This window comes from unidentified bacterial endosymbiont (assembly GCF_918797525.1).
GTDB lineage: Bacteria > Pseudomonadota > Gammaproteobacteria > Enterobacterales > Enterobacteriaceae > Enterobacter.
The window spans coordinates 1,719,103-1,730,802 of record NZ_OU963893.1 but is presented as its reverse complement, the minus strand read 5'-3'; the positions used below and the strand labels follow the sequence as shown (position 1 = coordinate 1,730,802).

9 protein-coding genes are annotated in these 11,700 nt (G+C 55.0%); all 9 read left to right on the top strand.

Features of this window, described 5'->3' with window-relative positions:
* Window positions 1-134: 134 nt before the first annotated feature.
* The 9 genes from NL510_RS08255 to yejF all read left to right on the top strand — a co-directional run bounded on the left by NL510_RS08255 (window position 135) and on the right by yejF (window position 11,697).
* Window positions 135-1,601: a mannitol dehydrogenase family protein gene (locus tag NL510_RS08255; protein ID WP_253383525.1), complete on the top strand. Its 1,467-nt coding sequence runs from the start codon at window positions 135-137 to the stop codon at window positions 1,599-1,601.
* A 111-nt stretch (window positions 1,602-1,712) separates the two neighbouring features.
* Complete coding sequence (locus tag NL510_RS08250; RefSeq protein ID WP_253383522.1) at window positions 1,713-2,699, top strand: CobW family GTP-binding protein; 987 nt, start codon at window positions 1,713-1,715, stop codon at window positions 2,697-2,699.
* Between the two features lie 33 nt (window positions 2,700-2,732).
* On the top strand, window positions 2,733-3,449 hold the full coding sequence (locus NL510_RS08245; protein ID WP_253383520.1) for a phosphatase PAP2 family protein: 717 nt from the start codon (window positions 2,733-2,735) through the stop codon (window positions 3,447-3,449).
* A gap of 409 nt (window positions 3,450-3,858) precedes the next feature.
* Window positions 3,859-4,428 (top strand): bifunctional murein DD-endopeptidase/murein LD-carboxypeptidase, encoded by a 570-nt coding sequence (gene mepS, locus NL510_RS08240; protein WP_253383518.1) that lies wholly within the window; start codon window positions 3,859-3,861, stop codon window positions 4,426-4,428.
* A 124-nt stretch (window positions 4,429-4,552) separates the two neighbouring features.
* The gene (locus NL510_RS08235) at window positions 4,553-6,109 is read left to right on the top strand and encodes a cyclic di-GMP phosphodiesterase (protein ID WP_253383516.1); all 1,557 of its coding nucleotides are present in this window, start codon (window positions 4,553-4,555) and stop codon (window positions 6,107-6,109) included.
* Between the two features lie 63 nt (window positions 6,110-6,172).
* Window positions 6,173-7,978, top strand: coding sequence for an extracellular solute-binding protein (locus tag NL510_RS08230; RefSeq protein ID WP_253383514.1), 1,806 nt, complete (start codon window positions 6,173-6,175; stop codon window positions 7,976-7,978).
* An 8-nt stretch (window positions 7,979-7,986) separates the two neighbouring features.
* Complete coding sequence (locus NL510_RS08225; protein ID WP_253383512.1) at window positions 7,987-9,081, top strand: microcin C ABC transporter permease YejB; 1,095 nt, start codon at window positions 7,987-7,989, stop codon at window positions 9,079-9,081.
* Window positions 9,081-10,106, top strand: coding sequence for an ABC transporter permease (locus NL510_RS08220; protein WP_253383510.1), 1,026 nt, complete (start codon window positions 9,081-9,083; stop codon window positions 10,104-10,106). Before NL510_RS08225 ends, NL510_RS08220 begins: the two co-directional genes overlap by 1 nt.
* A 1-nt stretch (window position 10,107) precedes the next feature.
* On the top strand, window positions 10,108-11,697 hold the full coding sequence (gene yejF, locus NL510_RS08215) for a microcin C ABC transporter ATP-binding protein YejF (RefSeq protein ID WP_253383508.1): 1,590 nt from the start codon (window positions 10,108-10,110) through the stop codon (window positions 11,695-11,697).
* Window positions 11,698-11,700 lie beyond the last annotated feature (3 nt).

Here is an 11,700-nt window from a genome sequence, read left to right as displayed (position 1 = left end):
AAGGGTCAAGATACGGCCGCGAATTGATTGATCAAACTCACAGAACAGCGATATTTACGGCTTACCAATTTTATTTGTTGTCATATAACTTTACACTGCCGTTGTTAATTAATGGTTAATCAGGTGTGTATTTAATGAAGACTATTGCCTCCACCTCGCTTCCTGCCCGTGTCCAGCAGCCTCGCTACGATCGCCAGCAACTCCGCTCGCGCATTGTCCATCTGGGCTTTGGCGCGTTCCACCGCGCACATCAGGCGTTGTTAACTCACCGCGTACTGAATGCCAAAGGCGGCGACTGGGGGATATGTGAAATCAGCCTCTTCAGCGGCGATGTGCTGATGAGCCAGTTGCGCGAGCAGGATCATCTCTTCACCGTGCTGGAAAAAGGCGCTGAGGGCAACCTGCCGGTTATCGTCGGCTCGGTACATGAATGCCTGAATGCCCGGCTTGATTCACTGGCCGCCATCATCGAGAAATTTTGCGAGCCGCAGGTGGCAATTGTTTCGCTTACCATCACCGAAAAAGGCTATTGCATCGATCCCGCTACCGGCAAGCTCGATCTACACAACGCCCGCATTCTTCACGACCTGGAAAATCCGTCTGAGCCACACTCTGCCCCAGGGATCCTGGTTGAAGCGCTCCATCGCCGCCATGCGCGAGGTTTACCCGCCTTTACCGTCCTCTCCTGTGACAATATTCCTGACAACGGGCACGTGGTGAAAAACGCGGTACTCGGCATGGCCCAAAAGCGCTCTCCTGAGCTGGCCGGGTGGATTGACGCCCACGTGAGTTTTCCGGGAACGATGGTCGACAGAATTGTTCCTGCCGCAACCGAGGCTTCGCTGGCGCAAATCACTGAGGAACTCGGCGTTGCAGATCCCTGCGCTATCAGCTGCGAGCCGTTTATTCAGTGGGTTGTCGAAGATAACTTTGTTGCCGGGCGCCCGGAGTGGGAAGTGGCCGGGGTACAGATGGTGCAGGACGTTTTACCCTGGGAACAGATGAAGCTGCGGATGCTCAACGGTAGCCACTCTTTCCTGGCGTATCTCGGTTATCTCGCCGGATACGCGTATATCAATGAATGCATGGAGGATGCGTACTACCGCGAAGCCGCCCGTCGGCTGATGCTGGATGAGCAGGCTCCTACGCTGCGCGTTACCGGCGTTGATCTTACCGCCTATGCCGACAGCCTGATCGACCGCTTTGCCAACCCGGCGTTACAGCACCGTACCTGGCAAATTGCAATGGACGGCAGCCAGAAGCTTCCGCAGCGGATGCTGGAGGGAATCCGCATTCATCTCGAGCGTAAAAGCGCATGGCCGCTGCTGGCGCTCGGCATCGCGGGATGGATACGCTATGTCAGCGGTACGGATGAAACGGGCAACCCGATTGACGTCCGCGATCCGCTTAGCGAAAAAATACGCGCGCTTGTTGAGTCCAGTCGCGACGCAAACCGGGTTGACGCCCTGCTGGGGCTGAGCGAGGTCTTTGGTCATGACCTGCCGCATAACCCGGACTTTGTGGCAGCCGTCCATCAGGCCTGGCAGCGCATCGCACGTCACGGCGCGCGTCAGGCTGTTATCGAGACGTTAAAAATTTAGCGATTATTGCGTTTAAGGCGAACGGGAAAGCTCTCCCTTCGCCCTCCCCCTTCTCATTGCGCCTGTTTTTCGTCAGGATGGGGAGTATTTGTTTTCACATCAGGAGCGCATGTGACCAAAACCAACCTCATCACCGGTTTTCTGGGCAGCGGTAAAACCACGTCAATTCTGCACCTGCTGGCGAAGAAAGATCCGGCTGAAAAATGGGCCGTACTGGTCAATGAATTTGGCGAGGTCGGTATCGATGGCGCATTGCTGTCCGACAGCGGGGCGATGATTAAAGAGATCCCGGGTGGATGCATGTGCTGCGTGAATGGCCTGCCGATGCAGGTTGGGCTAAATACGCTGCTGCGCCAGGGCAAGCCCGACCGACTGCTGATTGAACCCACCGGGCTGGGACATCCAAAGCACATTCTCGATTTGCTGACCGCGCCGGTTTATGAACCGTGGATCGATCTGCGGGCCACCCTGTGCTTGCTCGACCCGCGCCAGCTACTGGATGAAAAAGCCGTAGCCAATGAAAACTTTCGCGATCAGCTTGCGTCGGCAGATATCATCATCGCCAATAAAGAGGATCGCGCCACGCCTGAAAGCCAGGCGGCGCTGGAGGCCTGGTGGCAACATTTTGGCGGCAACCGTCAACGCGTGAAAACCACTCAGGGCAAAATGGACTCTGCCCTGCTGGATCTTCCCCGCCTTAACCTGACAGAACTGCCGGTAAGCCAGGCGCATTCACACAGTCAATCGTCAAAGCAAGGTCTGGCGGCATTGAGCCTGCCGGAACATCTGCGCTGGCGTCGTAATCTCACTGGCGGTCAGGGATATCAGGCCTGCGGATGGATTTTTGATGCGGATACGGTTTTCGACACTATCGGCGTGCTGGAGTGGGCCAGGCTTGCCCCGGTCGATCGCGTTAAGGGGATCATGCGTACGCCGGACGGGCTGGTGCGGATCAACCGTCAGGGCAGCGATTTCTTCATCGAGACGCAGAACGTCGCGCCCCCGGATAGCCGAATAGAGTTAATTAGTGCGGTTAACGCCGACTGGAACACGCTTCAGACAAGCTTGTTTAAGATTCGTTTAAGTTCGGGCGACTAACGTTGCCCCTGATTTCACTCTATGCTGAATGTTATGACGACTCGACTCCCCCTTATATTGCTGCTTAATGCAGCCGGACTGGCGCTCTTTCTTTGCTGGTATCTTCCGGTGAATCATGGTTTCTGGTTTCCGCTGGACGCCACGATTTTTCACTTCTTCAACCAGCAGTTGGTAAAGAGTGATGCCTTTCTGTGGCTGGTTGCGCTAACCAATAACCGCGCTTTTGACGCCTGCTCGCTTCTGGCGATGGGCTGCCTGATGCTCTCTTTCTGGCTGAAAGAAGACAAAACAGGACGTCGGCGCATTATCATCATCGGCCTGACGATGCTGCTGGCCGCGGTGGTGATTAACCAGCTGGCGCAGCATCTGATGCCGGTAAAACGCGCCAGCCCGTCGTTATCTTTCCCGAATATTTATCGTGTGAGTGAATTGCTGCATATTTCGACCAAAGATGCGTCGAAGGATAGTTTCCCGGGAGATCACGGCATGATGTTGCTTATTTTTTCCGGATTCATGCTGCGCTATTTTGGCAAAAAAGCCTTCGGTATTGCCCTGCTCATCGTGGTGATATTTGCTTTTCCGCGCGTTATGATTGGCGCCCACTGGTTGACAGATATTGTCGTAGGTTCGCTCTCGGCGGTGCTTATTGGATTGCCGTGGGTGCTGATGACCCCGATGAGCGACAAGATAATCGCGCTGTTCGACCGTTATCTGCCCAGCAAAAGCAACATTCCTAACACAAATAATTAACTCAATTTAACGCCAGTCATCAGGGATCATTTGTTTCCCTGATGATGTTTCGACACGCCATCCCCTGATTGTCTTCGTTTTGTCATTTTGTTCATGTTTGAAATGAACGAGTTGCAAGGTTTTAACCCGATCTGACGCTAATTTACCCAATTCTACGTTGTGACTTTGCGTATCACATTTTCTTATAAAAAATCGGATTTTTTCGCTCGCAATGGCCCACGCAATCGGTTAATCTCGAACTCGTTTTGCCCCATTGAGATAATTATTATCATGGTGAATAAATTTGTGCGTTGTGCCACAAAATTGACCATAGAAAATTGTCTCATTGTGAACAGATAACTAGTCTCGTCACGGTTGGCATTTTTATAACGATATTTATCGTTAAGGACTTCAAGGGATAATAAACACAATGGTCACATCTCAACCGATTTTGAGATATATCATGCGGGGGATCCCGGCGATTGCAGTTGCGGTTCTGCTTTCGGCATGTAGCACATCGAATACCGCCAGGAATATGCATCCTGAGACGCGTGTTGTGGGAATTGAAGATTCCTCGTCACTGCAAGCCTCTCAGGATGAATTTGAAAATATGGTACGTAATCTGGACGTGAAGTCCCGTATTATGGACCAGTATGCTGACTGGAAAGGCGTGCGTTATCGCCTGGGCGGTATCACCAAAAGAGGCATTGATTGTTCCGCTTTCGTACAGCGTACCTTCCGTGAGCAATTTGGGTTAGATCTTCCGCGTTCAACCTACGAACAGCAGGAGATGGGCAAGTCGATTTCTCGTACTAAACTGCGCACAGGGGATTTAGTCCTGTTCAAAGCGGGTTCGACCGGTCGTCATGTTGGTATTTACATTGGTAATGACCAGTTTGTACATGCCTCCACCAGCAGCGGTGTGACCATCTCAAGCATGAACGAGCCGTACTGGAAGAAGCGCTATAACGAAGCGCGCCGCGTACTGACCCGCAGTTAATATGTTGATTGTATCGCGGGTTATCCCTTGGCTGGCGATATAATAAAAAGCACTGCTTCGGCAGTGTTTTTTTTTGCCCGTTACACTGAATACACTCAGCGGCAATTCAGGAATCCCGACGCCCATGCTTACCCGCTACTTCTCCAGCCATCGCAAGATACTGATGCTCAGTATGCTCACTGGTCTGTTTATGGCCCTGCTTCTGGGCTCAATGCAATTTTTCTGGAGTTACCACAAACGACAGGTCAGATTCGATATCTTGATTACCGATCTGCAGGTTTATATGGAGCGCGACTTCGCTGAGTTAAAAACCGCTGTCGATATCCTTCAGCCGCTTACCCTGAACAACTGCCACGACGTTGGCGCCGAGCTGACCTCACGCGCCGCCTTTAGCCTTAACGTGCGTGCGTTTCTGCTGGTCAGGGATAAAAACGCCTATTGCTCTTCCGCCACCGGTCCTATGAATGTCGCGATGGAGATGCTCATTCCCGCGCTTCATATCAATAAAGAGATTGATATGGCGCTGCTTCCCGGCACGCCAATGCTGCCGGATAAACCGGCAATCGCCATCTGGTACCGCAATCCATTGGTGAAGGATGGCGGCGTGTTTACCTCTGTGAATATTAACTTGACGCCCTACCTGCTGTTTACAGCCCGTCAGGACCAGTTTGCGGGCATTGCCGTTGTTATTGGCGACTATGCGTTATCCACGATGTCCAGTACCCTCGTCAAGGCTGAGGAATTAGAGAAAACCCCCGTCCGCGCCGCTGCGCTTAAAGAGGTTCCTCTTACTATTAAGTTGTATGCCGACGCCTGGACCAGCGATGAAATACTTTTTGCGCTGTTCTTTGGGCTGGTCTGCGGGATTGCGGCCGGATCGCTTAATTACTACGTCCTGACTATTCGTGTGGATCCCGGAAAGGAAATGTTAAACGCCATCAAGCGCGGGCAGTTCTATGTGGTCTATCAGCCCGTGGTGGATGCAAAATCACTCAACATGACCGGGGCGGAAGTGCTGCTGCGCTGGAAGCACCCAACAATGGGTGAGATCCCGCCAGATGCCTTTATCAACTTTGCCGAGGCGCAGACGCTCATTGTCCCGCTGACGCACCATCTCTTTGAGCTGATCGTTCGCGACGCGCCGGTCCTGCAAACGTGCTTACCCCCCGGCGCAAAACTTGGCATTAATATCGCGCCAGGCCATCTGCATGCGAACAGTTTTAAACAGGACATGCGCGCGCTGGCCGCCTCACTGCCGCCTCACCACTTCCAGATTGTGCTGGAAATTACCGAACGCGACATGATCCATCAGCATGAGGCGAATAGCCTGTTTGCATGGCTTCACCATGAAGGGTTTGAAGTGGCTATTGATGATTTTGGTACCGGGCACAGCGCACTCATCTACTTAGAACGCTTCACGATGGACTATCTCAAAATCGATCGGGGCTTTGTTAAAGCCATCGGTACCGAAACCGTCACCTCTCCGGTACTGGATGCCGTACTGACGCTGGCAAGGCGGCTGAATATGTTGACCGTCGCGGAAGGGGTGGAAACGCAGGAACAGGCGGCATGGCTGCGTGAACATGGGGTTAATTACCTGCAGGGCTACTGGATTAGCCGCCCGATGCGGCTGGAAGCATTCAGAAAATGGCAGCCCGATCGGCTGTCCCTTAGCGAATAATTTCACAATGCCTGCGCCGTCACTTATTATTCAGCGTAACCGAGCACGAGGGAGCCGCCGCGGATGTTTATACGCTGCATGTTGTTGCTGTTGGCATTAACCAGCCTGTCCAGCCAGGCGCAGACGATCAAAGAGCACGCCGCCTTTGCCGTCATTGGCGAGCCGAAGTATGCCGTCAATTTCACGCACTTCGATTACGTTAACCCGGCCGCCCCTAAGGGCGGGTACGTGACGCTTTCAGCCACGGGGACATTCGATAACTTCAATCGCTTTGCCCTGCGTGGCGTGGCGGCCGTGCGCACGGAGTCTCTGTACGATACGCTGTTCGTCACCGCTGATGACGAGCCGGGCAGCTACTACCCGCTGGTGGCCGAAAATGTGCGCTATGCCGACAACTTTGCCTGGGCTGATATCTCCATTAACCCCCAGGCACGTTTTCACGACGGTACGCCGGTGCGCGCCCGCGACGTTGCCTTTACGTTCCAAAAATTTATGACCGAAGGCGTTCCGCAGTTCCGCCTGGTGTACAAAGGGTCAACGGTTAAAGCCATTGCGCCGCTCACCGTGCGCATCGAACTGAGCGAGCCAAATAAAGAGAATATGCTCAGCCTGTTCTCACTTCCGGTCATGCCGGAATCATTCTGGAAAGATCACAAGCTCAGCGATCCGCTTTCCACTCCCCCGCTGGCGGGAGGTCCCTACCGCATCACCGACTGGCGTATGGGGCAGTACGTTATCTATTCCCGCGTCAAAGATTACTGGGCGGCAAACCTGCCGGTAAACCGCGGTCGCTGGAACTTCGACACGCTTCGCTACGACTATTACCTTGACGATAACGTCGCCTTTGAAGCGTTCAAAGCCGGCGCCTTTGATTTACGAATAGAAAACAGCGCCAAAAACTGGGCAACCCGCTACATCGGAAAAAACTTCGCCAGTGGCTACATCGTCAAAGACGAACATAAAAATGCATCCGCGCAGGATACGCGCTGGCTGGCGTTTAATATTCCACGCCCGGTGTTTAGCGACCGTCGTGTCCGCGAGGCCATTACCCTGGCATTTGATTTCGAATGGATGAACAAAGCACTGTTTTACGGTGCCTACAGCCGTGCCAATAGCTATTTCCAGAATACCGAATACGCGGCGCGCCATTATCCCAACGCCGACGAGCTGGTGCTGCTGGCGCCGCTGAAAGCCGAACTACCCGCGGAAGTGTTCACCACCATTTTTGAGCCGCCCACCTCCGACGGTAACGGCTTTGATCGGGATAATCTGTTGAAAGCCAGCACGCTGCTGGATGAAGCAGGCTGGCACCTTAAAAACCAAAAACGGATTAATACGCAAACAGGAAAACCCCTGAGCTTCGAATTACTGATCGCCTCCGGGGCGAACGATCAGTGGGTATTGCCCTTTAAGCAGAATCTCGCCCGGCTGGGAGTCACCCTGAACATTCGTCAGGTGGATATTGCCCAGCTCACCAACCGCAAACGCAGCCGTGATTACGATATGATGCAAAGCCTGTGGCCTGCGCAGCCCTGGCCCAGTTCCGACCTGCAAATCTCCTGGGCGTCCCGTTATATCGACTCCTCCTACAATGCGCCGGGGGTAAAAAGCCCGGCGGTTGACGCGCTGATTGCCCACATTGTGGCGGCGCAAGGCGATAAAGAAAAACTTCTGCCGTTGGGCCGCGCCCTCGACAGGGTATTGACCTGGAACTATTACATGCTGCCGATGTGGTACATGGGGGAAGACCGCGTTGCGCGTTGGGATAAATTCTCGCAACCTTCTGTGCGCCCCATCTACACGCTGGGCTTCGATACCTGGTGGTATGACGTCAACAAAGCCGCCAGGCTGCCCGCCGAGCGGCGCTAGGGGATGTCATGGGCACTTATCTGATCCGCCGTCTGCTGCTGGTGATCCCGACCCTGTGGGCGATCATCACCATTAACTTTTTTATCGTACAAATTGCGCCTGGCGGCCCGGTCGACCAGGCAATTGCGGCAATAGAATTTGGCCACGCCGGCGGCATGCCGGGCGGCGGCGGTGAAGGGATGGGCGCGAGCCATGCCAGAACCGGCGTGGGGAACATCAGCGAAAGCCATTATCGCGGCGGACGCGGGCTGGATCCGGAGGTGATCGCCGAGATCACCCATCGCTACGGCTTTGATAAACCGCTGCACGAGCGTTACTTCAGCATGCTCTGGAACTACGTCCGTTTTGATTTTGGCGACAGCCTGTTTCGCAGCGCATCCGTCTTAGCCTTGATCAAGCAAAGCCTGCCGGTTTCCATCACCCTGGGACTATGGGGAACGCTGATTATCTACCTGGTATCGATACCGCTCGGCATCCGTAAAGCGGTTTATAACGGCAGCCGCTTTGATATCTGGAGTAGCACCTTCATTATTATCGGCTATGCCATCCCGGCGTTTCTGTTTGCCGTCCTGCTGATTGTCTTTTTTGCCGGTGGCAGTTATTTCGATATCTTCCCGCTGCGCGGATTAGTGTCAGCCGATTTCAGCACTCTGCCGTGGTATCAAAAAATCACCGACTATCTGTGGCATATCACGCTGCCGGTCCTCGCAACGGTGATTGGCGGGTTTGCCGCCCTTACCATGTTGACCAAAAATGCGTTTCTCGATGAAATACGCAAACAGTATGTTGTCACCGCCCGCGCGAAGGGAGTGGCTGAAAAGCAGATTATGTGGAAGCATGTGTTCCGTAACGCCATGCTGCTGGTAATTGCCGGTTTTCCCGCCACGTTTATCAGTATGTTTTTTACCGGCTCGCTGCTGATAGAAGTGATGTTCTCCCTGAACGGCCTGGGGCTGCTGGGCTATGAAGCGACTGTGTCGCGCGACTATCCGGTGATGTTTGGCACACTTTACATTTTCACCCTGATTGGCCTGCTGCTGAATATCGTCAGTGATATCAGCTATACGCTGGTCGATCCCCGAATTGATTTTGAGGGCCGCTGATGCCGCATTTAAGCCCCGTCAACCAGGCCCGCTGGGCCCGCTTTCGCCACAACCGTCGCGGCTACTGGTCGCTATGGATCTTCGTGGTCCTGTTTGTGTTTAGCATGTGTTCAGAACTGATAGCCAACGACAAACCTCTTCTGGTGCACTTCAACGACCGCTGGTATGTCCCGGTGCTTGCCAACTACAGCGAAAGCGATTTTGGCGGCCCTTTTGCTACACCCGCGCAGTACCAGGATCCGTGGCTTCGCCAGCAGATCGAGCAACACGGCTGGGCGCTCTGGGCGCCGGTTCGCTTTGGCGCAAACAGCATTAACTTCGCCACTACCCGCCCCTTCCCCTCTCCCCCCTCCGCGCAAAACTGGCTGGGTACGGACGCGAACGGCGGTGACGTGCTGGCGCGCGTGCTTTACGGTACGCGCATCTCGCTGCTATTTGGCCTGATGCTGACTCTCTTTTCCAGCGTGATGGGCGTCGTGGCGGGCGCGGTGCAGGGCTATTACGGCGGCAGGATTGATCTCTGGGGCCAACGGGTAATTGAAGTGTGGTCCGGCATGCCGACGCTGTTTCTGATTATCCTGCTCTCAAGCGTGATACAGCCAAACTTTTGGTGGCTGTTGGGGATCACCGTTTTGTTCGGCTGGATGGCGCTGGTAGGGGTGGTGCGGGCGGAATTTCTGCGAACGCGGAATTTCGACTACATTCGCGCCGCCCAGGCGCTCGGGGTGGGCGACCGCGAAATCATATTCCGCCATATGCTCCCTAATGCCGTGGTGGCGACCCTGACGTTTCTGCCGTTTATTCTGTGCAGCTCGATCACGACGCTGACCTCGCTTGACTTCCTCGGCTTTGGGTTACCGCTCGGTTCGCCTTCGCTCGGCGAGCTGTTGCTGCAGGGCAAAAACAACCTGCAGGCCCCGTGGCTGGGTATCACCGCCTTTCTCTGTGTGGCCGTGCTGCTCTCGCTGCTGATTTTTATTGGCGAAGCCGTGCGCGATGCCTTTGATCCCAACAAGGCGGTATAAAGTGACCCAGCCTCTTCTCAGTATTGATAACCTGTCGATTGCCTTTTCCGGGCAGGGCGAGACGCGCACGGTGGTCAAGGATCTGTCGCTGCAGATCGCGCCTGGCGAAACGCTGGCGCTGGTAGGCGAATCTGGCTCGGGCAAAAGCGTCTCGGCACTCTCTGTCCTGCGCCTGATCCCGTCACCGCCGGTGAGTTATCCGCAGGGGGATATTCTGTTCCACGGCAGTTCCCTGCTGCACGCCGATGAGCAAACGCTGCGCGGGATCCGCGGCAACAAAATTGCCATGATCTTCCAGGAACCGATGGTCTCCCTCAACCCGCTGCATACGCTGGAAAAACAGCTTTACGAAGTGCTGTCCCTGCACCGGGGGATGCGCAAGGAGGCTGCACGCGGCGAGATCCTCGACTGTCTTGAACGAACCGGTATTCGCCATGCTGCCAAACGACTAAGCGATTTTCCGCATCAGCTTTCCGGGGGTGAACGTCAGCGGGTCATGATTGCCATGGCGCTGCTCACTCGGCCAGAGCTGCTGATTGCCGATGAACCGACCACGGCGCTGGACGTCACGGTGCAGGCGCAAATTTTGCAACTGCTGCGCGAGTTGCGTAACGAACTAAACATGAGCCTGCTGTTTATTACCCACAACCTGAGCATCGTGAAAAAGCTGGCGGACAGCGTCGCCGTGATGCAAAACGGGCGCTGCGTTGAGCATAACAGGGCTGTCACGCTGCTGAACGCGCCTCAGCATCCCTACACTCAGCGCCTGCTGGATAGCGAGCCCTCAGGCGACCCGGTACCGCTGGACGCCGACAGCGCGCCGTTGTTGCACGTTAACGGGCTGAGCGTGTCGTTCCCGGTCCGCAAAGGTATTCTGCGGCGGGTTGTCGAGGCGAATCCGGTACTGAAAAATATCGCGTTTTCTCTGCGCCCGGGAGAATCTCTGGGGCTGGTTGGCGAGTCTGGCTCAGGTAAAAGCACGACCGGGCTGGCGTTACTGCGTTTGATCGCCTCTCAGGGTGAGATCATTTTTGACGGTATGCCGCTGCACGGCTGGAACCGGCGCCAGATGCTGCCCGTGCGTCCGCGTTTGCAGGTGGTTTTCCAGGATCCCAACGCCTCGCTTAACCCTCGGCTGAATATTTTGCAGATTATCGAAGAGGGTTTACGCGTCCACCAGCCCACGCTAACGGCGTCGCAGCGTGAAGCAGAAGTGATACGGGTGATGACGGAATCGGGCTTAGATCCCAGGACGCGTCACCGCTACCCGGCTGAATTCTCCGGCGGCCAGCGCCAGCGCATCGCCATTGCCCGGGCGCTGATCCTCAAACCAGAGCTGATCGTTCTGGATGAACCCACATCGTCGCTGGACAGGACCGTGCAGGCGCAAATTCTGGCGCTGTTAAAAAGCTTGCAGGAAAAACATCGGCTGGCCTATATCTTTATCAGCCATGATCTACAGGTTGTGCGGACGCTATGCCATCAGGTGATTGTCTTGCGCCAGGGAGAGGTGGTCGAACAGGGAGAGTGCCAGCGCATCTTCGCGGCGCCCACGCAGAGCTATACGCGCCAGCTGCTCGCGGCCGGGTAGCGC

What these genes read in the sequence shown, in the direction of transcription:
- NL510_RS08255 (WP_253383525.1), top strand. Translation starts at nt 135, where the DNA reads ATGAAGACTATTGCCTCCACCTCGCTTCCTGCCCGTGTCCAGCAGCCT.
- NL510_RS08245 (WP_253383520.1), top strand. Translation starts at nt 2,733, where the DNA reads ATGACGACTCGACTCCCCCTTATATTGCTGCTTAATGCAGCCGGACTG.
- mepS (WP_253383518.1), top strand. Translation starts at nt 3,859, where the DNA reads ATGGTCACATCTCAACCGATTTTGAGATATATCATGCGGGGGATCCCG.
- NL510_RS08235 (WP_253383516.1), top strand. Translation starts at nt 4,553, where the DNA reads ATGCTTACCCGCTACTTCTCCAGCCATCGCAAGATACTGATGCTCAGT.
- NL510_RS08230 (WP_253383514.1), top strand. Translation starts at nt 6,173, where the DNA reads ATGTTTATACGCTGCATGTTGTTGCTGTTGGCATTAACCAGCCTGTCC.
- NL510_RS08225 (WP_253383512.1), top strand. Translation starts at nt 7,987, where the DNA reads ATGGGCACTTATCTGATCCGCCGTCTGCTGCTGGTGATCCCGACCCTG.
- NL510_RS08220 (WP_253383510.1), top strand. Translation starts at nt 9,081, where the DNA reads ATGCCGCATTTAAGCCCCGTCAACCAGGCCCGCTGGGCCCGCTTTCGC.